Raw genomic sequence first — 23900 nt, forward strand, 5'->3', positions numbered from 1 at the left:
CAGAAAAGAAGGTTGCGCTATGTCGTATAAGGATCCAATCATTCATATTGACGAGCAATTATGCACCGGCTGTAGACGTTGCGCGGCTGTATGTCCTGTAGACGCCATTATCGGCGAACCGGGCCAACCGCAGACGATTGATGCTCATCGCTGCGTCGTTTGCGGACAGTGTGTGCAGATTTGTACCGCTTATGCTGCGGACAACGAGTTGACGGCAGCCTCACGGGCGGTAAAGTTACAGGAAAGAGGGCAGCTCCCCAACGTGAGTGAGCCTTTGTTCGCTGCTTATTCGTCAGGCGATATCCAGAGGGTTAAAGCTGTTTTGGCTGATCCGAAACGGTTCAAGGTGGTGCAGTGCGCCCCTGCGATCCGGGTATCTCTGGCGGAGGAGTTTGGGCTGCCCTTCGGCACTTTAACCCCGGGGAAAATGGCGGCGGCACTGAGACGGCTGAAGTTTGACCGGATTTATGATACGAATTTTGCTGCGGATTTGACGATTATGGAAGAAGGCTCAGAGCTGATTGGCAGAGTGATGTCAGGAGAGCGGCTGCCCATGTTCACCTCCTGCTGTCCGGCCTGGGTGAAGCATGCTGAGACGGTCGCACCGGAGCTGCTGGAGCATTTGTCCAGCTGCAAGTCCCCGATGCAAATGGCCGGAGCCTTATTCAAGACCTACGGAGCGGAGCTGGATGGAATTGCACCTTCGGATATTTTCAGCGTCGCGGTTATGCCCTGTACCTGTAAAAAATTTGAATGCAGCAGAGAAGAAATGAATGTGGATGGTTGCCGTGAAGTGGATGTAGTTATTACTACAAGGGAACTGGCCAGCTTAATCAAGGATCAAGGCATCGATTTCATTCATCTTCCCGACGAGCCGTTTGATTCACCGCTGGGCAAATACTCAGGAGCGGGCTCAATCTTCGGCGTCACAGGCGGTGTGATGGAAGCTGCGATACGAACGGGGTATGAACTGATCACCCATGAGCAGATTCCCAATCTGCAATTGGATTTTGTCAGGGGAGAGGAAGGCATCCGGACGGCAGAAGTTCAGATTGGCGAATTGGAGCTTAAAGTGGCAGTAGTTGCAGGACTGAAATATGTGGATGCTGTTTTGGCAAAAGTTGCAGAGGGCACCTGCCCGTATCATTTCATTGAAGTGATGGCTTGTCCCGAAGGCTGTGTCAGCGGCGGCGGACAGCCCAAGCTCCTGTTGGAAACGCAACGGAAAATTGCTTATCAGGCCAGAAAGAGCGCCGTTTACCGCCACGACTCTCATCAGAAGGTCCGCAAATCTCATGAGAATCCAGATATTATCAAATTGTATAAGGACTTCTTAGGTGAACCGTTAGGCCATACTTCACATCATTTGCTGCATACCAAATTTGTTGACAGAAGTCTTAAGGAGGAGATGTCATGAACCGATTTGTCATTGCCGATCCCGATAAATGTATAGGTTGTCATACTTGTGAAGTGGCCTGCGTAGTAGCACATGCCGGGAATAATATGTTCCTTCAGGAAGAGAGCGGGGCTGACTTCTATCCAAGGCTGACTGTCGTCGAGACTGATGAAGTTACCGCACCGGTGCAGTGCAGACATTGCGAGGATGCTCCTTGTGCCAATGTGTGTCCGAACGGGTCTATTACGAACAAAGAAAATAGCATTTTCATCAACCAGGATAGCTGCATTGGTTGCAAGACCTGTATGCTGGTATGTCCTTATGGGGCGATTACAATGGTTCCGGCACATAAAGGTGGCCAAAAGCAGCTTCAATCCGGGCTTTGTTCCAATACAGCGGGTTCATGGAGCCGCAAGGAGAGAATTGTGGCGAACAAATGTGATTTGTGTGAAGACAGCGGCAAGGGTCCGGAATGTGTGCGGGTATGCCCCACAAATGCACTCCAATTCATCGTTCCAAGCCAGATTGAGGATTCCATTTCCCGGAAAAGACTGGCCAGTGCCCAGTCATTACAGCAATTCGGCGGTTTTTCGCGCCTCTGATTCAGTCACTATACGCAGAAAGCAAGGTGGAGCGTTTGTCCGAGATCTTGGTCGATCACTTTGGTCGTTTACATAATTATGTACGTATCTCCGTTACTGAGCGCTGCAACTTGGGCTGTCAGTACTGCAATCCGGGCAGAGTAGAAAAGGCTGTGGAGGGTAACCCGCTTACCTTTGACGAAATTGAACGGATTGTAAGTGTACTCGCTGAGATGGGGGTAACCAAGGTGCGTCTTACCGGAGGAGAACCGTTGATGCGTCCGAACCTGGAAGAATTGGTTGCCAGGTTAAGGGCTATCTCCGGGATTGAACGTGTCGGTCTGACCACGAATGGACTGCTGCTCGCTCCCAAAGTACAGAAGCTACATGATGCCGGGCTTACAGATCTCAACGTCAGCCTGGATTCTCTAATTCCAGAACGCTATTCCAGAATCACTGGGGGCGGCGATGTCAGCAAGGTGTTGCATGCTTTAGCAGCTGGTTTTAAGGCTGGCTTCGAGATACTGAAGCTGAATATGGTCTTGATGAAAGGTGTAAACGATGATGAAATTGAATCCTTTCTGCAGCTGACTCAGAAATATCCGCTGCACGTCCGCTTTATTGAATATATGCCCATGGGTCATGATATCAACGGATGGGAAGCGGAATATATGCCTTTGGATGGAATACTGGAGCGCTGTGTCAAGGCTGGTTTTAGTCTTGAAGCAGGTCCAGACTCGGGTAGGACAACTGATGAGCCGATTGAAAAAGCAGCAGATTCCGGCCCGGCCCTTTATTTTCGCATCCAAGGTGCGGCAGGGCAATTTGGCTTGATTCATCCGGTCAGCCAGCATTTTTGTAATTCATGTAACCGGCTGCGTATTACAGCAAACGGTCACGTTAAGCCGTGTCTCTTCTGGAACGAAGAGCTGTATATCCGGCCTTACATCGCTCAATCAGAGCTGCTGAAGCAATTGTTTCTGCGCGCCTTGGAAGCCAAACCTGGTCAGCATATAATGATGGACCAACCGGGTACCAAGCCACCCTTGAAGGCCACAATGCGCCTGATGTCTCAAATTGGGGGGTGAAAAACAATTGAACGACGATCCAATGTTTCGGGTGGAATCGGATGCTCTAGGGAGTGAAACGGTTCCTAGTGGGGCTTATTATGGAATTCACGCGGTAAGGGCGCGGGATAATTTTGCGGTCAGCGGTCGGCCGGTGAATCCGCGGATCACGCGGGCCATTGTAATGGTGAAGAAAGCGGCAGCCAAAGTAAATGGCAAGCAAGGGGCTATTTCCGAGCAGGTGGCATCGAGTATTTTATCCGCTTGCGATGAAATTCTGCAAGGCCAGATGGATAAACACTTTATTGTGGATGCGTATCAGGGCGGAGCGGGAACGAGTACGAACATGAACGTTAACGAGGTGATAGCCAATCTGGCCATCGAGAAACTTGGTGGACATAAGGGGGATTACCGGCTGATCCATCCAATAGATCATGTGAATCTCTATCAATCTACCAATGACGTGTATCCCACTGCCATGCGAATTGCGATGATTCCGTTGCTTCGCTCGCTTAGTGAAGAGTTTGCCTCTCTTCAGGAGGCATTGCAGGAGAAGGAGCGGGAATACGCCGATGTGTTAAGGTTAGGACGGACGGAACTCATGGACGCACTGCCCATCATGGCCGGACAAAGCTTTGGTGCTTATGCCAAAGCGGTTGCACGGGACAGGTGGCGGCTGTACAAGGCGGAGGAACGGCTTCGGGAGATTAACCTTGGAGGAACGGCAGTGGGCACAGGAATGAATGCCCCCCTTGCTTATATTTATGCCATTGCAGAGGAGCTGCGGGAACTATCCGGAATGGGGCTGTGCCGCAGCGATTTTCCGATGGATGGCACACAGAATATGGATGTATTTGTGGAAGTTTCAGGTTTGCTCAAAGCTGCTGCGGTGAACTTGCTGAAGATATCCGGCGATTTCCGGCTGCTTAATGCCGGGCCCTCCGGCGGAATTGCAGAATACATCCTGCCCCCTATGCAGGTAGGTTCTTCGATCCTGCCCGGTAAAATGAACCCGGTCATCGCAGAGATGGCCGGGTCAGTCGCTATGAAGGTGATCTCCAATGATACAGCAGTCACTTTAGCGGCGGCCAGCGGACAGCTGGAGCTGAATGCCTTTGCCCCTTTAATCGCAGAATCTCTACTTGAATCTCTTGAAATTCTTACTGAGGCTGTACGGCTCTTTCATGAGCGATGCGTGCGTGGGTTGAAAGTCGATACTGCGCATTGTCTCGAGCATTTGGAACGCTCCGGCGTCATGGCTGCCGCAGCGGTGACGTATCTGGGTTATGACGCCGCAGCTGAACTGGCTACGTCTGCGGTGGCCTCGGACCGGCCGTTAAAAGAGATTTTGCTGGAACAAGGACTGATGACGAAAAAGCAGATCGATGCCATTCTGCACCCGCTGGAGGTTACCAAACCAGGCATCCCTGGAAGATCAAGTGATTTATAAAGGTTCTAGGATAACGAAGGAGCGCATGTTATGAGCTTAAATAATACCCCGCGTGGAGAACGAATGCACATTGCAGTCTTTGGACGGCGTAATGCCGGCAAATCCAGTGTGATTAACGCTTTAGGCGGTCAGGAGACGTCCATTGTTTCTCCGGTAAGCGGGACAACGACAGATCCGGTTTATCAACCGATGGAGCTGCTGCCGGTGGGGCCGGTAGTGCTTATTGATACCGCCGGATTGGATGATAGCGGAAGTTTGGGCGAACAGCGGATTCGCAAAACAAATCAGATCCTGACCAAAACCGATCTGGCGTTGCTGGTGATAGACGCTGTCCACGGAGTAGACGAATTGGAGCACAAGCTTTTACTGGACCTGTCAGTCAAGAAGATTCCGGTCATCCTACTATTGAACAAAATAGACTTGCTCGAGGAACATGGTAACGGTGAGGAACACACTGTAGTGGCGGCAAAAGCAAGGGTAGAAGAGCAGCTTCATTTGAAGCCAATGTTATTCAGTGCGCTCAGGAAGACTGGGATTACGGATCTTAAAGCCGCAATCATTAGGGAGCTGCCGAGGGACGAAGACCGGTTCCGGCTAGTGGGAGACCTGCTGAATCCCGGAGACTTGGCTGTTCTGGTAGTGCCGATCGATAAGGCAGCACCTAAAGGAAGACTGATTCTGCCCCAGCAGCAGACCATTCGTGACATCATGGAATGTGATGCAGTTGCTGTTGTCACCAAGGAACAGGAGCTTGGACACACGCTCAAGATGCTGGGGCGCAAGCCAAATGTGGTCATCACGGATTCACAGGCATTTCTTAAGGTTCAGGCAGATACCCCAAAGGATATCCCGCTCACGTCCTTTTCCATATTGTTTGCCAGGTATAAGGGGGATCTTCCTCAGCTTGTACGCGGGGTTCGCGCTATTGGTCGTCTGCAGGACGGAGACCGGGTGCTCATTGCGGAAGCCTGCACGCATCACCGGCAATCCGATGATATTGCTTCCGTGAAGATTCCCCGCTGGCTGCGGGAACTGACAGGCAGGCAGCTTCAAATTGAACATGCCGCAGGCAGCGATTTCCCCGCAGGACTCGGCGGTTATTCACTGATCATTCACTGTGGAGCGTGTGTGTTGAACCGCAGGGCGATGCTGGGAAGGCTTGAAGAGGCGGAACAAGCGGGTGTTCCGATTGTGAACTATGGTGTATTTATTGCCTACGTGCAGGGGGTGTTCCCAAGAGCCATCGAAATGTTTCCGTCTGCAATGCTGGCCTGGGAGGAGGGGGTATGCCATTAATACGTATATTAAAGCGGGGGTGTTCCAAAAGCCATCTGAATGGCTGCTGGAACACCCCCTTTTTGTGACAGCGTACATGGGGTGCGGCCTAAAACCGTAGATCTCGTTCGCCGTTATGGATACGCTGAAGTTGCTTTAGGGTCGCTTTTTTGACCGATTCCTTGGGGATGCGCTCCAGATTGTCATGAATCGTCTGCTCTCCAATGGCCCGCATCTCCTCATCGGCGTAATCCAGCAGGTATTCCTGAAACGTCATCAGGGAGTTCGGCTGACAGACATTATGGATTTGGCCGGATTTGGCCAGCTGCATGAAACGGTCTCCCGTGCGGCCTTCCCGGTAACAGGCGGTGCAGTAACTCGGCACATACCCGTCCTGGCAGAGATTTTTGATAATTTCCATAGGGGAGCGGTGATCGCCTACCATGAATTGCGGTTTGTCATCTTTATCTTTGTTCACACTGTATGCGCCAACACCTGTGGCGGAGCCTGCGCTAATCTGGGAAATGCCGAGTTTGATGATCTGATCACGAAATTCAGCGTCTTCGCGTGTAGAGAGTATCATTCCTGTATAGGGAACGGCTATGCGCAGAACGGCGACGATTTTGGCGAAATCCGGATCGCTGACCAAGTAAGGGTAATTGTCCAGATTCACATTCTCCGCTTCGCGCAGGCGGGGGACGGAAATCGTATGCGGTCCGCAGCCATAGGTCTGCTCCAGATGTTCGGCATGCTTTAACATGGCTATCGTTTCATATTTATAATCATAAAGCCCATACAGAACACCAATGCCGACATCCTCGATACCGGCTTTCATGGCCCTGTCCATGGCGGTCGTATGCCAATCATAATCGCTTTTGGGTCCTTGCGGGTGGTATTGCTTATAGCTAGGTCTATGATAAGTCTCCTGAAATAAAATATAAGTTCCGATTCCCGCCTCAGCCAGCTTGATATAGTCATCGACAGTGGTTGCGGCGATATTGACATTGATCCGGCGGATACTGCCATTGTCCAGCTTCGTATCGTAGATGGTCTTTATGCAGTCGAGAATATAGTCGATGGAACAATTGCGGGGATCCTCTCCCGCTTCCAGCACAAGCCGTTTGTGTCCCAGAGACTGCAAAACGGTAACTTCCTGGGCAATTTCATCTGAGGTTAAGCGGCTGCGTGTGAATTCTGAATTGGAATGTTTGTAACCGCAGTACACGCAATTATTGACACAATAGTTGCTGACATAGAGTGGTGCGAACAATACAATCCGGTTGCCGTAGATCCGTTCCTTGATATCTCTGGATACCTGATAAATCTCATGGAGTGTTTCCTGATCTTCCACATTTAAGAGAACAGCTGCTTCTTGTGAGGTCAGCCCTTTGCATTGTCTGGCCTTCTCAAGAATTGCGGACACCTTGGCCCGATCCGATCCGGCTGTTTCTCCAAATTGCAGCGCTTCTTTGATCTCTTCGTCCTGAATGAAATCCGCCGGACGACTTTCATTTACTCGGCTCACGAACATCCACTTCTTTCTGGTTCATTATTGGATTGACAAGCAGACTTGGACTTTGAAGTTGTGATCTGACCTTACAACTCGATTGCGAGATAACAACAGGCTGATTCAGTGGCTTCCTTAAAGAGGGATATGCTGTGCAGAAGAGCGGGATAGATGATTCAGACTATCTCCCCGGCCCATATCCACATGGAATCCGGCAGCTTCAATCCGCTGTTCCAGGCAGAATCTGCATTGGGCGGATTCGTCACCCAGACAGATTTTGTTATTGTAGAGCGTATATTGCGCTCGTACATTCAAAGGAGAGAGATTTGGCATGACCACATTGGCACCTGCTTGTAACGCCAGCTCCCGGCCGTTCGGATGAGCGGTTCCCATGGCTGTTGTAGCAGGGATTAGAGCATTCGGCACGAAGAGCCGGGCCAGAGCAATCATATCAAGTGTGTTTATAACGGTTCCGGCTGGCTCGTTCTTTAAAGGTGTGGCCTGATGCGGCAAAAAAGGGCCAATGCCGATCATATCCGGGTCAAGCGCCTTTAGGTACAGCAGGTCTTCAGCTAAATCCCCGGGAGTTTGTCCTGGTAAACCGACCATGAAGCCTGCACCCACCTGATAGCCGAGGGACTTGAGCGCCTTCAACCGATTCCGGCGGCTGTCAAAGGTCATGGTCGGGTGCAGGGCTTGGTACAGCTTACGGGAGGCTGTCTCATGGCGCAGCAAGTAACGGTCAGCTCCGGCCGCGAGCAGTGCAGCGTAAGTCTCATCATCCCGTTCACCAATCGACAGTGTTACCGCGGTATCCGGATAGAGTGTTTTAATGCGTGTAATGAGCTTGGTCAGCTTCTCAGTGGTGTACCAGTCGTCTTCTCCGCTCTGCAGAACAAAGGTACGATAACCCAGCTCATACCCTTCCCGGCAGCATTCCAAGATTTCTTCAGGTTGGAGCCGATAGCGGCGGACTGTCTTATTGCCGGAGCGTATGCCGCAATACAGGCAGTTCTGTTTGCAAATATTGGAGAATTCGATCAGCCCGCGCAAAAATACACGGTCGCCATAACATTCCATTCTTTTCAGATGGGCCAGATGATGAAGCCGCTTTTTTAGATTCTGGTCCGGGTTCCTCAGCACAGCAATGATCTCTTGAGCTTCCAGTGATTCTTCTTCATATAATCGATCCAGCAATTGTTCCGTTGACATCACTCCCTATCCTGGAGAGGATTAAACCAGATAACCAAAAAATAACAATTGCGATTACCTAGAAAAAATTGTAACAAAAGTAAAAATAGAGAACAGTGAGTTTTGTACTTGAAATTTGAGGTTCATGGAGGGGGGAAAGCGGGACAACCGGAGATACGATCCGGACGGGTATACACATTACATGAATTCTGACGAATGAAACCAACGGTGGTGATGCCCAGCTGCTCAGCCAGCTCAAGCGCTAGTCCGGTGGGGGCAGATTTGGACAAAATCATTTCACAGCCTATTTTGGCTACTTTCAATAAAATTTCCGAAGAGATCCGTCCGCTGAAAACAACAATTTTGTCATTGAGTTTCAAATGTTGCTTCAGGCAGTAGCCGTAAATTTTGTCCAGTGCATTATGACGCCCAATGTCGCTGCGGGCCAGCAGCACTCCCCCGGCATCGCAAATTGCAGCAGAATGGACGCCACCGGTGCGGTGGAACAGCTCTGATCCGGTTTGCACTTCCTCCATTAAGCGGAAACAATCGTCGAAAGAAAGTGACACATGTACCCCGTCCGCAATTTTGGCCGTTCTGGCATCATTAATGTAGACGAAGCCATGCCGGCTAGACCCGCAGCAGGAAGTTACATATCGCTTGGCAAACAGCTGACGGTGCAATGGGCTTAAGTGGTCTATAGTTACGTGGACGAAACCTTCTTCTTCCTGACTCCAAATCGCCTTGATATCCTGGAACCCTCTAATGATTCCTTCGGATGCCAAATAACCGATAACCATGTCCTCGATATATTCAGGCGTGCATACCAGAGTGACGAATTCATCACCGTTTATTTTGATTGTGATCGGATGCTCCGTAACGATAATATCCTCTTCCATCGTGATATGGCCGCTGCGGTAACGTATGATTTCCCCATGCCGCTCGGATCCGAGTTTCAATGCAATCATCCTTTTTCGTTAGAAATTGAATATCTCAACATTTCCTTTAAATGATAAATAATACCATCTTAAAACACGTTATTACTACATCACTTTTTATAAAAAGTGTCAATTTAATATCTCACATATAGCCTTTGCGTTCTTCATGAATCAGAGCTATTTTAGGAGTTGAACGCTATTAAACTATGAGTATCAAAATGAACGGACTTGAAGGGGAATATTATACGGGCAGGGGAAGATTGAACTATGGGACAAGGAAGTTTCAAAAAAGTTGAAATGATTTATTGAAATCCAGATGAATTCGGCTCAAAGTTCATTTTATTAGGTCATAAATGGTTTCCAATATTCTTTTCATGGTGATTTTTAGTGGTTCCACACTTTCTTTTTTTAGTGTTTATCACGTGTTGCTGCAAGCCCAATAGAACAAGCTTAACCATTTTGCAGCCATGTTTATCGCACCGGCGCTGGCACATCCGCCTTGCGTAGGTTCGCCGTATTTATCGACGCCGGCATAAGTTGGAACATTACCTTTCAGACAGTATTGTTCTTCGCCTTTTCGGCAATTCTCGCGTTCGCCGCAGGAGTCGACCATACATCCTACTCCCACCCGGTCACCGACCTTGTATTTGGTGACGTCAGGTCCCACATCACTCACTGCCTTCCTTATATGGGCTTTCCGAGAACCCTGAATGCACTCCATTGCTTGAACGAAATCATTCCTGAAAGTAGATGATGAAATGAAGAACGAACAATTAGCCGTTTTAGGAATTGTAGTCACTATTCGATTATGATAAATTCTGCTGGTAAAATAAACTGCTATTTTTGGAGGAATGTAAACGCATGTCGAACACAGCCTTGCTTGTCATTGACTCACAAGTCGGAATTATCGAGGGGCCAACGGACGGACCGGTTTATAACAAGGATGAAGTTCTGAAGGTGATGGTACAGGTGATCGAAAAAGCCAGGGCCTTAGGACTTCCGGTGATTTATGTACAGGATGTGGGAGTTGGCGAGAAAGGATCGGAACAACAGGACATCCACCCGGCTATTGCTCCATTGCCGGGCGATCCGGTCGTGCAGAAAATCGCGACAAACAGCTTTCTGCAAACAAATCTTCAAGAAACGCTGGACAACTTCGGCATCGTTCATATCGTCGTCATCGGTGCAAAAACACAGTACTGTATTGACACGGCCTGCCGTGCGGCCACTGCATTGGGCTATGACGTGACCCTGGTTGCGGATGCCCACTCGACCACCGACAGCAAGGTGCTGAGTGCGGCGCAGATGATTGCCCATCATAATCAAACGCTGCACGGATTCGACAACATCGACCACTTTGTTCTGGTCCGGAATTCAGCGGAGAACATTTTTGAACATAAACATATGGAGTATAAGATATCGATTCGATAAGAGAGCCGCATACCAGATATAGGGAGCCTTTACGACGTGATGGAGGATAGGAACCATAGTAGTGTTGTCCACATTTGGAAAGACAAATTGAAGCAAAACGTCTACTGTGTGAGGACATCTTCCCGGATGGACGGATAATTAAGGCTTGCATAACAGGATGCACCTGTGTTATAAAGTACCAATAAGAAATACCCGGCGTTGACCAAAGACATGATTTCCTTCACGAACTGTCCAGAGAGAGAGGCGCAAGCTGAAAGCTTCTCCAGTTACGGAGGCGAAGTTACCCCTTTGCAGCCGTGGCGTTGAACCCGCTAGAGTCATAGAGACCATCGGTCCGAGACCGCGGCAGTATGCGTCACCGGAATGATCCCCGTTACCGGATCCGAATGAGGATCTTCCATCCGCGGTTATGGCTGTTATGGCCTTAGGTGCCGGACGGGAAGGTCGAATTTAGGGTGGAACCACGAGCTGAACGCACTCGTCCCTTCTGGGAAGAGATGCGTTTTTTTGCGTTCAGATCACTATAGAGAAGTGGAGGCCCGAAACATGGAAATTCTAATTACTTTACCGGACGGCAACATCAGGAGGTTCCAGCAAGGGACCACGATACGGCAAGTGGCGGAGTCGATCGGCAGCGGTCTGGGGAAAAATGCGATCGCAGGCAAAATCGACGGGGTACCGGTCGACCTCAATGTCCCGATTGAGCAAAATTGCGCCGTGGAAGTGCTGACCCTCGACAGCAAGGAAGGCCTGGATATTTACCGGCACAGTACGGCCCATCTTATGGCTCAGGCGATCAAGCGCATTTACGGCGAGAAGGCCGTCAAGCTGGGCATCGGGCCGGTGATTGAGGACGGTTTTTACTATGACGTCGATATGGAGACACCTTTATCCGCCGGGGATCTGGCGGCCATTGAGAAGGAGATGGAGCGGATCGCCAGGGAAGATCATCCTATAATCCGGCGCGTCGTAAGCCGGGAAGAGGCTATCGAGCTGTTCGCCAACCTGGAGGAGCCGCTGAAGATGGAACTGATCCGCGATCTTCCCGAGGCGGCCGAGATCAGCATCTATGATCAGGGCGAGTTCTTCGATCTGTGCCGGGGACCTCACCTTCCGTCCACGGGCCGGATCAAGGCGTTCAAGCTGCTGAATGTGGCGGGCGCTTATTGGCGGGGGGATGCCAAGAACAAAATGCTGCAGCGGATATATGGCACAGCTTTTCCGAAAAAGGCGCAGCTGGATGAACATCTGCACCTGATCGAGGAGGCCAAGAAGCGCGATCACCGCAAGCTCGGCAAAGAGCTGGAGCTGTTTATGTTTTCCGAGGAAGCGCCGGGCATGCCGTTTTATCTGCCCCATGGGATGACGATTCGTACGGAACTGGAGGATTTTGCGCGTGAGCTTCAGCGGAAACGGGATTACGAGGAAGTGCGTACCCCGCTGATGATGAATAGCCGGATTTGGGAACAGTCCGGTCATTGGGATCATTACAAGGACAATATGTATTTTACGAAGGTCGACGATTCGACCTTTGCGCTCAAGCCGATGAACTGTCCGGGACATATGCTTGTGTTTAAGAACAGCCTGCGCTCTTACCGCGATCTGCCTCTCCGTATATCGGAGTTCGGCCAGGTGCACCGACACGAGTTCTCGGGCGCCCTGAACGGCATGATGCGCGTGCGCACCTTCTGTCAGGATGACGCTCATCTGTTTGTGATGCCGGGGCAGATCGAGGAGGAAATCGGAAAGATCATCGACCTCATCGACGAGATGTACAAGATCTTCGGCTTCCAATACAAAATCGAGCTGTCCACCCGGCCGGAAGATTCCATGGGAGATCCGGAGGTTTGGGATCAAGCGGAGTCGGCGCTGCAGCGTGTACTGGAGAAACGCGGTTTTGAGTACAGCCTCAATCAAGGCGATGGTGCGTTTTACGGGCCGAAAATCGATTTTCATATCCTCGATGCTCTCAAACGGAGCTGGCAGTGCGGAACGATTCAACTGGACTACCAAATGCCCGAAAAATTTGACCTTGCTTATATCGGCGAGGATAATCAGAAGCATAGACCCGTAGTCATTCATCGTGCGGTTTACGGCTCGATCGACCGTTTTATCGGGATGCTCACCGAGCATTATGCGGGGGCGTTTCCCTTGTGGCTTGCGCCGGTTCAAGCGAAGCTGCTGCCGGTTTCCGAAAATTACGTCGATTACGCCTACGAGGTGAAGAAGCAACTGGAGGAGGCCGGCATCCGCGTCTCCGTCGACGCGAGGAACGAGAAGCTGGGATACAAGATTCGGGAAGCTCAGCTTGAGAAAGTCCCTTACACGCTCGTTCTCGGAGAAAAGGAAAGAGCCTCCGGCACGGCGGCCGTCCGGAAACGCAACGAAGGCGATGCGGGGACACTGGCGATAGAGCAGATCATTACGACACTAGTTGAAGAAATTCGCAGCAAAAAATAAGCCAAAAGCGGAGGGAACGGGTGTGCGGATATTGGTGCTTGGCGCCGGCGGAGTCGGTGGCTATTTCGGAGGCCGTTTAGCGGAAAAGGGAGCGGACGTCACGTTTCTGGTGCGCAGCCGGAGAAAACAGCAACTGGAGAGAGACGGCCTGGTCGTGCGTAGTGTTCATGGGGATGTGACGATCCGTCCCAAGACGATTACGGCAGAGAATCATACAAATGCGCCATATGATTTGGTGCTATTTTCTTCGAAAGCTTACCATCTTGAGGAGGCGGTCCGGGATCTTAAGCCTTATGTCGGCGAGCGGACGGTCGTGCTCCCGCTGTTGAACGGGGTTGCGCATTATCCGCTGCTGCAGCGGGAATTTGGAGCGGACCGGGTGATCGGGGGCTTGTGCTTCATCGAAACTATCCTGAATCAGGAAGGACATGTCCTCCAGACCAGCAAAGACCATTTCGTCCGATTCGGGGAATTCGGGCAAGCCCAAACGGAGCGGATCCGCGAGATTGAGCAAGCGCTCGGGGGGACGAAATCCTCGTTCCTCCTTAGCGATCATATCGAGCGGGATATCTGGCATAAATACCTGTTCATTGCCGCGATTGCAGGCGTTACGACCTTGATGCGAGCCCCGGTCGGTCCGATTCGCGAGACCGCCGGCGGAGCGGATTTCGTTCGCGGCGTTTTCCGGGAAACCGAGGCGATTATGTTAGCGCACGGGGCTCCGCTGGACAAGGACATCGTTGAACGTCATATGGAGACGACGCACCGGATGTCGTTTGAAATGAAATCCTCCATGCTCCGGGACATGGAGAAAGGCTATGCCGTGGAAGGCGAGCATCTGCACGGCTATTTACTCGGGCTTGCTGAGCAGCACGGTTTGGAAGCCCCCCGCCTTCAGGCGATTTACCATAACCTGAGGGTGTATGGGAGGGAGAACTCATGAAGGAATTGCTTACTGAATATTGCTTAAGCAAAAAGGGGGCCGCGCCCGATTATCCGTTTGGGCCCGAACCGCTCGTATGCAAGGTGGGCGGGAAAATGTTCGCGCTGATCTCCGTCGACGGCAAGAACGACCAGGTGCATATCTCCTTGAAGTGCGATCCGGTCATCGCCGTCAATTTACGGGAACAGCATGCCTCCGTTCAGCCCGGCTACCATTTAAACAAGAAGCATTGGAACACGGTGATCGTGGACGACAGCCTATCCATCGAGGATTTGCAACAAATGATCGACCACTCGTATGATTTGGTGTTCCGCAGTCTGACCAAGGCGGCTCGCGAAGCGATTTCAGCCCTTATCCGATAGAGGAGGCGAGAAGCAGATGATTCCCGAAGGCAATTCGAGAGAGAATATCGAACGTTTTTCCGGGTTTGCGGAGCTCTATGACCGCTACCGTCCCGAGGCGCCGCAGTTTGTCGTAGAGCTGCTCGGCAACTATCTGGGCCGGAAACCCGACCTGGTCATGGACCTGGGCTGCGGCACGGGCCTTTCCACCCTGATCTGGAGCGGCCACGCGGAGCGCGTGATGGGCGTTGAACCGAACGCGGATATGAGGAACGAGGCAAACCGAAAGCTCAAGGGAGCGGCCGTGCCGGCGGAGCGGATTTCGTTCGTTCCGGGTTATTCCAATCATCTGGACACCTCCGATGAGTCGGTCGATATCATCACGTGTTCACAGTCGTTCCACTGGATGGAACCCGTAAGCACATTGAAGGAAGCGCATCGCGTCCTGAAGCGGGGCGGTGTCTTTGCCGTCTATGATTGCGACTGGCCGCCCGTGCTGAACTGGCAGCTGGAGAACGAATATCTCGAGCTGGTCGGTAAAGCGGATGCCCTGGTCGAACAGGCCATGGATCGAGCCAAGCAGGCTGTGAAGCGGGACAAGAACGGCCATCTGGACGCCTTGCGGGATAGCGGGGCCTTCCGTTTTACCCGGGAGATTGTATTTCACAACGCGGAACATTGCGATGCCGAACGATTTATAGGCCTCGCCTTGAGCCAGGGCGGCATTCAGACCGTGTTTAAGATGGGGCTCACCACCCTGGATTCCGAACTGGAGACTTTCCGCAAACACGTGGAAGACTTTTTCCACGATGGTTCCCGGGAAATTTGGTTCAGCTACCGACTTCGCCTCGGCATTAAATAAAGTACTTCGTTTTGGTTAGCCGCGGCATAGCTTGCCTTCCCTTTGGAAAACCTAGGAAAAAGGGGGTGAGCCTATGGATGTCGCACTCAACGCCGACCAGGTTCTCGAACGTATTCGGCAATTGCAAGAAACAGGAGTCTCCATCAGCAAAAAGCAAGTGAAGCAGAGCGATCCCGAGTTGATGAGGAGCGCCTTGTTCTACTTCCCCAGCTGGGAGCATGCCTTAAAGAACGCCGAAAGCGTATAGCCTATAATCGCGAAAGGTTGAACCACGTGCAGACGAATTGCCAAATGATTACCTCATAAGCCGTCAGAATCCATAAGTTGATTCTGACGGTTTTTTTCGGGTGGAAAGCCGGAGTTAAGGAAAGGTATAATCAAAGAGATAGAATTATAGTCGAAAGAAAGGTAACTGGGGGAGCTATGATTCAATCCGTCGTTCTTTTTATATTGGCCGGGCTTGCCGAAGTCGGAGGAGGATACATGATTTGGCTCTGGCTCCGCGAAGGAAAGTCTTACGGCTACGGTATAGTCGGAGCCATCGTGCTGATTTTGTACGGAATTCTTCCCACTCTGCAAAAATTCCCGTCTTTTGGCAAAGTTTACGCGGCTTACGGGGGGCGTGTTTATTGTTCTCTCGCTTCTTTGGGGATGGGCTGTGGACAAAAAAACGCCCGACCTGTGGGATTGGGCCGGAGCCGTTCTATGCCTGATTGGCGTTTCGATCATGCTGTGGTGGCAACGGCACTCATGAGACCATGGATTTCGAATGTGCATGAATTCTGAACATGAATACGAGAGGAGAGAGGTCCCATGTCTGAACAACAAGTAACCTTACGCCCTTTTGAGAAAGAAGATATCAAGGAGCTTCACCGGTGGACGAATGACCCGGTATCCATCGCAATGGCCGGAAGAATTCCAAAGACCTACGAGCAGATGGAACAAGAGGTGGAGAAGAAGAGGCGGAACGGCGATTTTCTGATGGCGATCGAAAATGAAGAGAACCGGCCGATCGGCTGGATTTTTCTGCAGGACATCGAACCGGAGCACGGACGGGCCTGCATCGGCATCCTGCTTGCGCCGGAGGCGCGCGGGAAAGGCTACGGAAAACCGGCGATGGAACAAATGATCGAATGGGGCTTCCATCAGCTTCGCCTGAATAAAATTTATCTGACCACAAGAGGGATTAATGAGCGTGCGATCGCTCTGTACAAGAAGATCGGTTTTGTAGTGGAAGGTCAATTGAGAAAGCATGCTTTCGTGAACGGGGAATATTTCGATACTTACATGATGGGATTGCTGGAATCCGAATGGAGACAAAAGGGCGAGAAATGAGCATAGACAGCAAAACACGATTTTTTGAGCGAAAACAACAAGAGCTGGGCATTGCCCTAAACGAGATCCAGAAGCAGGCGGTCCTTCATACCGAAGGAGCCGTCCTGCTTCTTGCTTCTCCGGGGTCGGGGAAAACGACGACGACGATTATGCGGATCGGATACCTGATTGAGGAAAAGGGCGTAAAGCCCTCGCGGATCAAGGCGGTCACCTTCAGCCGGGCTTCGGCCAACGATATGAAGGAACGGTATCGGCGTTTTTTTCCGGAACTGACGCCGGTGGACTTCTCTACGATTCACAGTCTGGCCTTTGAGGTGGTGAGGGAGCACTTCCGCAGGGCGGGATTGGCTTACCAAATTATCGAAGGCGGCGGAGATGCCGGCCAGGAAGGGAGCGAAGATCCGGACCGGGCCCCCTTGCACAAGCAGGCCATTCTGCGGCAGATCTTCAAATCGGTCACCGGGGAAAATATGACGGATGATCAGATGGACGAGTTGACGACTTATATCAGTTACGTCAAGAACAAGCTGCTTCCGCCCGAGCGATGGGGGACCGTGAAGGCCGGCGTGGCGGAGGCCGAACGGATATTGCGCGAGTACGAGGCATTCAAACGGTCCCGGCCGGACAAGCTGCTCCTTGATTTTGACGATATGCTGACGCTCGGCAACGAGGTTCTGGAGCAAGACGTCTTCCTGCTGGAAAAATACCAGCGAAGATACGATTACGTACTGACCGACGAAAGCCAGGACACCTCGCTCGTTCAACATGCGATTATCGAAAAGCTGGTGCGGCGGCACGGCAATCTTTGCGTGGTCGCGGATGACGACCAGTCGATCTACAGCTGGAGAGGGGCCGAGCCCACTTATTTGCTGAATTTTAGCCAAGTTTATCCTCAGGCCAAAATCCTGTTCATGGAGCAGAACTACCGTTCCGTCCCGGCCATTGTTCACGCGGCCAATCGGTTTATCCGGCGAAATCCGAACCGTTACGATAAGAACATGTTCACCGCTCGACCCGAGGAGGAGAAGGGGGGCGTCAGCTTCCGCCCCTTTCCGGATTACAAGGCGCAGACGAAGTATGTCGTCGGGGAAATTCAAAAATCGGAGCGGCTGGCGGAAATTGCGGTGCTGTACCGCAACAACTCCTCTTCCGTCGCTCTGATCAACGCGTTGGACCGGGCGGGGATTCCCTTCTATATGAAGGATACCGATAACCGCTTTTTCTCCCATTGGGTGGTGGAGGATATTTTGAATTTTATGCGGATGACCTTTACCGATAAGCGGCCGGATATTTTGGAGAAGATTCATTTGAAATTCAACGGGTACATCAGCAAGCAGCAAATGGCCGCATTAAAAGAAATCCGCAACAACGAATCCGTCTTCGACAATCTGCTTCAATACGTGAAGCTCCAAGATTATCAGTTGAAGCCGCTGCAAGCCAGCCGGGACACCTTCCGCGAGATGAAGGGCATGCCGCCGCTGCAGGCGATCCGCGTGATCCGGGAGCGGCTCGGTTACGAGAAGGCGCTCGATAAAATGTGCGAATGGATGGGGTTTCGCAAGGAGTTTTTGATCGGAATCCTCAACACGCTGGAGGAAATCGCGGAAACGCTGGAAACGATGGAGGATTTCGCGCGACGTTTGAAGGTGTTGGAATCGGCATTAACCTCGTCCAAAAAGCGAAGGGGAGAGAACGCCGTCACGTTATCCACATTCCACAGCGCCAAAGGTCTGGAGTTTGAAAAGGTGTTTATGATCGACCTGGCCGATGGCGTAATCCCTTCCTCGGAGGACATCAAAAAGCACGCCGGCGGAGAAGATGCCTTGATGGAAGAGGCGGTCCGGCTGTTTTATGTCGGCATGACCCGGGCGAAACGGGAGCTGGAACTGCTGACTTATCAGGAGCGGGACGGGGAAAAGGTCGCCGAATCCCGATTCGTCTCCCACGTCAGATCCATCGTGCAGCCGGAGAGCGATCAGGCGGCGGCCGGCGCGGGGCACGCGGCAGACGGTTTGGCCCTCGCGGCCGGGGATGCCGTCCGTCATCGGGTGTTTGGCCGGGGGGAAGTACGGGCGCGGAACGGGGATCTGGTCGATATCGCTTTTGCCGGGGGAACCAAAACGCTGTCCTTGCATACCTGTGTACAAATGGGACTGCTGGAACGCGAAATGTTGTGAAAAAAAATGAATTTGGGCACAACCTGATCCGTAAAGGAGGGGTTGTGCCCAATTTTTGCGCGTTTTATGCACATTATTCACAACTATGTTTGTGGACAGCTCTCGAATAACTGCATAACTCAGAATAACATCTGGATAACTTTGTGGATAACTTGGATAACCGATGGGTGGTTACCGATCCGATCCCTCCCGGTTTCGCACGTGCTTGTAATATTGGCTGGGGGAGATGCCTTCATATTTTTTAAATACCTTGCTGAAATAAAAAGGATCCTCCAACCCGCTCAAATATCCGATTTCGCTAAAGCTGAGGTGGGTCGCTTCGATCAGTTCCTTGGCATGGTTGATCCGTACCTGGTTCACGTACCGCATAATGCTCTGGCCTGTCATCCGCCTAAAGATCCGGTTGATATAATCGTAGTTTCCGCCAAATTCCCGCTCGATGTCGCGGCTCGTAATTTTGCCGGTGTAATGTTTGTGGATATAGTCGAGCAGAGCGTGCACCTTCATGACGGCCCGCGAGCTGCCCTTTTCCCCGCTTTTCAGGGTGTCGATAAAGTACTCGCGGGAGATTTCGATGAGCCATTCCGTCAGCTTCAGCGCGGACAAACCGCGGTTGAAATAATGGCGGCGGTACAATTGAAGCATTTCATTCAACGTATGGAACGAGTGAGGGAGATTCTTTTTCGGCAACCGATAGTATTTGGGAAAATAACATACCGGCGGGTCCTGCACGGCCGGTTCGGCGCCCTCCTTGACCATCAGGCTCCGGGCCAGCGCCGGGAGGTCGTCCACTTGGGCGGCCTTCAAATCCGGATGCTCAAAGTGGATGTAGTAATAGTCGCAAACGTGCTTCTCCGTCCCTTCATGTTCGAGGTTCGGCTCGAGGAACAGAAAATCCCCCTTTTTTAAGCAATAGGAAACCCCGTTTTCCCGAAGATGCAGTTCACCGCTTTTAACAACGTAAAGGATGTGTTCCGATGTCGTTCTCCGGAAATGCATCCAGGGGTGGGTGTAAGATACGAACCCCATCAGTTTGATTCTCGGCAGCAGCTCCGCATTCATGGCCAGCATATTTCAACCCTCCCCGGACAAACTGAAAAAGTCGTTTTTGTACAAAAAGTGTATGTTTTCGCCATTCCCGTTCATTGTAACACGTCCTATACTGTAGGAGGAATGCAAACGTTTTAATATCGTGTTTTCGTGCGGTTAGAGTCCGTGAACAGGAATAGGGGGATTTAGTCAGTGTCCAAGATTAAAGTTACGGTATGGAATGAATACCGTCATGAACGCCATAATGAGCAGGTCAAGGCGATATACCCGGAAGGCATTCATACGGCGATTGCCAATCATCTTAAGGGCTTCGGGGATTTGGAAGTGAGAACCGCGGTGCTGGATGAACCGGAGCATGGCTTGACGGACGAGGTATTGGAGCAAACGGACGTGCTGCTCTGGTGGGGACATGTAGCGCATGATGAAGTCAGCGATGCGGTCGTCGAGAAGGTCCGGCAAAAGGTACTGGACGGGATGGGCCTGATCGTGCTTCATTCCGGGCATGCCTCCAAGATTTTCCGCAGCTTGATGGGGACGAACACCGGAGCGCTGAAATGGCGGGATGACGGGGAAAAAGAACGCATCTGGGTCATTGAGCCGAGTCATCCGATCGCGCGGGGGCTTGGGGAGTATATCGAGATCCCTAAGGAAGAAATGTACGGCGAACGGTTTGAAATTCCGGCCCCGGATGAGTTGGTGTTCATTTCCTGGTTCGAGGGCGGCGAAGTTTTCCGCAGCGGCTGTTGCTATAAGAGAGGGCTGGGCAAGGTGTTCTATTTCCGTCCGGGCCACGAAACCTTCCCGGTGTACCATCACCCCGAAGTGCTTCAGGTGATTGCGAACGGCGTTTATTGGGCGGCCAAGACCGAAAGCGCCAAAGTTTCGTACGGACGGGTGGCCCCGCTGGAAGCGGTGAAGGCGCCAACGCTGTAATTTTTTGAGCTGGATGGAGCGGGTTTTACGCGCTCCGTCCGGCTTTTTTATTTCCCTTGGGAATGGATCGGCCGGACACTGCGTTGCCTCACCTGTCCAGGTCAGAGATTAGAGCGGATTTGATTGGCTAAGGTTCATCGAGGCGAGTATACGGGAAAACCTCCCGTTAATTTGGACCAAGCGGCCAATGAATACAAAATAGCTGGAATTCCTCCAGCTAATCTCGGGATCAGGGCGCGAAGCGCTTCCTTTTGGTCAAATTAGCGGGAGGAATTCCCGTTAACGTTAATCATATTCAGCGTCTGATTGGGATTGTCAGCCGTCATGGGCCCTCCCGGCTTTGCCTTTACAACATCTCGATGGCAGCCTATGATAAATGCATTCGCTGTACGATGTTAAACGAAAGGGAGGAACGGCCTCCATGGCGCACCTGATTTTGGATCCGGCCGCCTATACGGTGACCGTAGGAGCGGAAACCGTCGAACTTCTGGCGAAGGAATTCGCGCTGCTGCAGTTTCTATATGAGCACCGCAACCAGGCGTTTTCCCGCGAACAGCTGCTGGACCGGGTGTGGGCGTTGGAATACCCGGTGGAGCGGACGGTGGATGACCATATTTACCGGCTTAGAAAAAAGCTGGCCCGCTGGAGTCATATCCGCATTAACACGATTCGGGGATACGGCTACAGCTTGACCGTCGAGGAGCCGCGCAAAATTGAAAATCCTTCGATTCATGATAAGGAAATGCAGTCGGCGGTGCGGGGGTTGTTTGAGAAATATCATTTGCTCGGACAGGGCAAATCCATCGTGGCGTTAGCCGCTCAGCACGAGGTGCTGGGATTTGAGGTCGATGTTTTTTACCGCCGGTATATCCGGTTTATCCAAGGGAATTTCCAATGGTTTTTGGAGACGGATGAGGTTCCGGCAAACGAACGCTTATACTGGATGCTCCTGCTTTACGGGGGCATTGCAGCGGATTCAGCATTGGCGCTGGAGTATTGCGAGACCGCGCTAAGCCAAAAAATGATGACTCCCGAGCAGCACCGGGAAATGGAGATTTTAAATATCCTTGAGGTATATGCCGATGCCGGGCAGCCGGAGAAAGCGATCGCGCGTTTTCCCCATACCCGCCGCGTCATGGAGAGTGATGGTTTAACCGGATTCATCATGCCCGTTGCCATCATGGAAATGTATGTTCACCTGACGGCCGGGAACTGGGCGGAAGCCGACCGGACCGCGGCGCGTTTGGAGAGATTATTGCAAAGCGATCCTTATATTCGCGAGATCGGCCGATTCCACATCATGAAAGGCCTGCGGCTCTTGGCCGACGGGGCGGAGCGTGAAGCGGAGGAGCGACTCGACGAGGGGCTCGAAGTGCTGGGAATGGCTCTGCATATGCCGTTGTATTTCGCGGCCGTTCATCAGATCCGGCTGTTTCTGCACAGGCATCGACCCGAGAGCCGGCTCCGGCATAAATACGCCGCTCTGTATGATTCGCTGGACAAAAAGCACCGGTTTTCCGAAGTCCGGCCGGAAATGGAGCGCCACATCGAGTCGCTGCTGAACGGCGGCGATTGTTCCGTCTGATCTTCCTCTGATAAAGTCCTGATAAACTGCCGAAAACAGGACTTTATAGGTTGGAGGGAATTAATATCATGTCATTCACGCTCCGCTCCGGGCTGTGGTCGATCCGCGGCTACAGGAGCATGTTCTCCGCATATGCGCTGGCTTCGTTCGGCGACTGGTTCGACGCCTTGGCGGTTCAGGTGCTGGTCGCCTACCGCTGGGGGGCCGATCCGTTGATGATCGCCTTGATTCCGGTCTCCATGGCCCTGCCGTCCGTGCTGTTCAGCTCCTTTGCGGGAACGCTGGCGGATCGCGCACAACAGGCCAGACTCATGATGGTTTGCGATCTGCTAACCGTCATTCTCTCCGTCGCCGTCTTGTTCGCCCCGAATATGTACTGGCTCCTGCCTTTTTTGGCGCTGCGTTCCCTGACCGGCGTATTTCACGTGCCCGCCCAGCAGGCGCTGACCCGCCGGGTGGTGCCGGCCGATTTGCTGCTGCAGGCCACTTCGTATAACGGCCTCGTCAACCAGGGTTCGAAGGTGGCCGGGCCGCTGCTCGGCGCCGTTACGCTGGTGGCGCTGTCCCCGCAGGCCTGCATTGTGATTAACATGGCGGCCAGACTACTTTCGGCGCTGCTGCTGTTGGGTTTGCGCCATTTGCCAAAAGCGGCGTCGCCGCAGGACACGGAATCGCCCGGGGCGCCAGCGCCTTCCTCCGGTGCCGGTGTATTCTGGACCGAGTGGAAGGAAGGCTGGGTTTACCTTTGGCATCACAAAAAGGTCTTGAATACCGTCATCTTCGGCTTTATCGGCATGACAGTGATCCTGATGATCGATTATCAGTTTCCGACGCTATTAAGGTCCATCTCTCCCGCGGATGAAGCCTTGACCGGCCAGGTCGTGGCGGCGATCGGCGCGGGGGCGGTGGTGGTGCTCGTGCTGCTGAACCGCTTGAACCGGATCGGCTACGGCTGGGGGCTCGGCGGCGGAGGCGCGCTGATCGGCACGGGAATCGCCCTGCTCGGCTTAAGTCCTCCCGGAAGCCGTTCCTTTCTTCTTTGGGGACTGGGCTTTCTGATCGGCATCGGCAACGGGATGTACATTCTTACCCAGAACTATATCCTGCAAAAAGAAACAACCCCGAAACTCGTCGGCCGGGTATTCGGCATCCAAAACATGCTGACCAGCCTGGTCATGCTGGCGGCTCCCTTGGCGGGGGGATTATTGATTCGGGCGGCTTCGGCGGGCCAGGCCTTTTTGTGGATCGGTTCAGCCATGACCTTGATCGGCCTCAGCGGGCTTCTGTTTCGCCAAAGGCTTTGGGGACAGGACAATTTTTGTTTGTCAAGGCAGGAATTCACTAAGAAGGGATGGAATAATCAGTAAAAGGTAATTTT

At 52.2% G+C, this 23900-nt stretch carries 20 protein-coding genes and 2 pseudogenes; 17 read left to right on the forward strand and 5 right to left on the reverse strand.

All coding sequences use genetic code 11. From position 1 onward, the window contains the following. Positions 1–19 precede the first annotated feature (19 nt). Genes V4U88_RS22180 through hydF form a run of 5 tightly spaced genes read left to right on the forward strand, consistent with a single transcriptional unit; the run spans position 20 to position 5790 of the window. Positions 20–1417 (forward strand): [FeFe] hydrogenase, group A, encoded by a 1398-nt coding sequence (locus V4U88_RS22180; protein ID WP_334075429.1) that lies wholly within the window; start codon positions 20–22, stop codon positions 1415–1417. Next, the gene (locus tag V4U88_RS22185; RefSeq protein WP_334075430.1) at positions 1414–1998 is read left to right on the forward strand and encodes a 4Fe-4S dicluster domain-containing protein; all 585 of its coding nucleotides are present in this window, start codon (positions 1414–1416) and stop codon (positions 1996–1998) included. The genes V4U88_RS22180 and V4U88_RS22185 overlap by 4 nt, the downstream gene beginning before the upstream one ends. A gap of 26 nt (positions 1999–2024) precedes the next feature. Beyond that, positions 2025–3065, forward strand: a complete 1041-nt coding sequence (gene moaA, locus V4U88_RS22190) for a GTP 3',8-cyclase MoaA (protein WP_416367287.1) — start codon at positions 2025–2027, stop codon at positions 3063–3065. 22 nt (positions 3066–3087) lie between these two features. Next, positions 3088–4494, forward strand: a complete 1407-nt coding sequence (locus V4U88_RS22195; RefSeq protein WP_334075507.1) for an aspartate ammonia-lyase — start codon at positions 3088–3090, stop codon at positions 4492–4494. Between the two features lie 30 nt (positions 4495–4524). Next, positions 4525–5790 (forward strand): [FeFe] hydrogenase H-cluster maturation GTPase HydF, encoded by a 1266-nt coding sequence (gene hydF / locus V4U88_RS22200; RefSeq protein WP_334075432.1) that lies wholly within the window; start codon positions 4525–4527, stop codon positions 5788–5790. An 88-nt stretch (positions 5791–5878) separates the two neighbouring features. Here hydF and hydG read toward each other — a convergent pair whose 3' ends face one another. From hydG to V4U88_RS22220, 4 genes and pseudogenes are all read right to left on the reverse strand, one after another. Further along, positions 5879–7294, reverse strand: a complete 1416-nt coding sequence (hydG, locus tag V4U88_RS22205) for a [FeFe] hydrogenase H-cluster radical SAM maturase HydG (protein ID WP_334075433.1) — start codon at positions 7292–7294, stop codon at positions 5879–5881. A gap of 117 nt (positions 7295–7411) precedes the next feature. After that, entirely contained in the window at positions 7412–8488 is a 1077-nt protein-coding gene (gene hydE / locus V4U88_RS22210; protein WP_334075434.1) for a [FeFe] hydrogenase H-cluster radical SAM maturase HydE, read from the reverse strand. Positions 8489–8610: 122 nt separating this feature from the next. Then, positions 8611–9435, reverse strand: a complete 825-nt coding sequence (fdhD, locus tag V4U88_RS22215) for a formate dehydrogenase accessory sulfurtransferase FdhD (protein WP_334075435.1) — start codon at positions 9433–9435, stop codon at positions 8611–8613. Positions 9436–9898: 463 nt separating this feature from the next. Further along, a pseudogene (locus V4U88_RS22220) lies at positions 9899–10081 on the reverse strand (alcohol dehydrogenase catalytic domain-containing protein); the annotation flags it as partial. Between the two features lie 185 nt (positions 10082–10266). Here V4U88_RS22220 and V4U88_RS22225 point away from each other — a divergent pair. The 9 genes and pseudogenes from V4U88_RS22225 to V4U88_RS22265 all read left to right on the forward strand — a co-directional run bounded on the left by V4U88_RS22225 (position 10267) and on the right by V4U88_RS22265 (position 18954). Further along, positions 10267–10836: a cysteine hydrolase family protein gene (locus V4U88_RS22225; RefSeq protein WP_334075436.1), complete on the forward strand. Its 570-nt coding sequence runs from the start codon at positions 10267–10269 to the stop codon at positions 10834–10836. A 546-nt stretch (positions 10837–11382) separates the two neighbouring features. After that, positions 11383–13296 (forward strand): threonine--tRNA ligase, encoded by a 1914-nt coding sequence (gene thrS / locus V4U88_RS22230; protein WP_334075437.1) that lies wholly within the window; start codon positions 11383–11385, stop codon positions 13294–13296. Between the two features lie 22 nt (positions 13297–13318). Beyond that, entirely contained in the window at positions 13319–14239 is a 921-nt protein-coding gene (locus V4U88_RS22235) for a ketopantoate reductase family protein (RefSeq protein WP_334075438.1), read from the forward strand. Continuing rightward, entirely contained in the window at positions 14236–14601 is a 366-nt protein-coding gene (locus V4U88_RS22240) for an MmcQ/YjbR family DNA-binding protein (protein ID WP_334075439.1), read from the forward strand. The genes V4U88_RS22235 and V4U88_RS22240 overlap by 4 nt, the downstream gene beginning before the upstream one ends. Positions 14602–14617: 16 nt before the next feature. Then, positions 14618–15442: a class I SAM-dependent methyltransferase gene (locus V4U88_RS22245; protein WP_334075440.1), complete on the forward strand. Its 825-nt coding sequence runs from the start codon at positions 14618–14620 to the stop codon at positions 15440–15442. 73 nt (positions 15443–15515) lie between these two features. Next, positions 15516–15689, forward strand: a complete 174-nt coding sequence (locus V4U88_RS22250) for a hypothetical protein (protein WP_334075441.1) — start codon at positions 15516–15518, stop codon at positions 15687–15689. A 176-nt stretch (positions 15690–15865) separates the two neighbouring features. Continuing rightward, positions 15866–16196, forward strand: a pseudogene (locus V4U88_RS22255) (YnfA family protein). 59 nt (positions 16197–16255) lie between these two features. Then, entirely contained in the window at positions 16256–16777 is a 522-nt protein-coding gene (locus tag V4U88_RS22260; RefSeq protein WP_334075442.1) for a GNAT family N-acetyltransferase, read from the forward strand. Between the two features lie 2 nt (positions 16778–16779). Next, on the forward strand, positions 16780–18954 hold the full coding sequence (locus tag V4U88_RS22265; RefSeq protein WP_442951907.1) for an ATP-dependent helicase: 2175 nt from the start codon (positions 16780–16782) through the stop codon (positions 18952–18954). A gap of 171 nt (positions 18955–19125) precedes the next feature. Here the strand turns inward: V4U88_RS22265 and V4U88_RS22270 are convergent, their stop codons facing one another. Beyond that, positions 19126–20025, reverse strand: a complete 900-nt coding sequence (locus V4U88_RS22270) for an AraC family transcriptional regulator (RefSeq protein ID WP_334075444.1) — start codon at positions 20023–20025, stop codon at positions 19126–19128. Positions 20026–20196: 171 nt separating this feature from the next. Between V4U88_RS22270 and V4U88_RS22275 the strand changes: the two genes are divergently transcribed. The 3 genes from V4U88_RS22275 to V4U88_RS22285 all read left to right on the forward strand — a co-directional run bounded on the left by V4U88_RS22275 (position 20197) and on the right by V4U88_RS22285 (position 23889). Continuing rightward, complete coding sequence (locus tag V4U88_RS22275; protein WP_334075445.1) at positions 20197–20937, forward strand: ThuA domain-containing protein; 741 nt, start codon at positions 20197–20199, stop codon at positions 20935–20937. Between the two features lie 421 nt (positions 20938–21358). Then, the gene (locus V4U88_RS22280; RefSeq protein WP_334075446.1) at positions 21359–22522 is read left to right on the forward strand and encodes a winged helix-turn-helix domain-containing protein; all 1164 of its coding nucleotides are present in this window, start codon (positions 21359–21361) and stop codon (positions 22520–22522) included. Between the two features lie 68 nt (positions 22523–22590). Next, on the forward strand, positions 22591–23889 hold the full coding sequence (locus V4U88_RS22285) for an MFS transporter (protein ID WP_334075447.1): 1299 nt from the start codon (positions 22591–22593) through the stop codon (positions 23887–23889). Positions 23890–23900: the final 11 nt, after the last annotated feature.

Origin of the sequence: Paenibacillus sp. A14 (assembly GCF_036864815.1) — a bacterium.
Taxonomy (GTDB): Bacteria; Bacillota; Bacilli; order Paenibacillales; family Paenibacillaceae; genus Fontibacillus; species Fontibacillus sanfengchensis.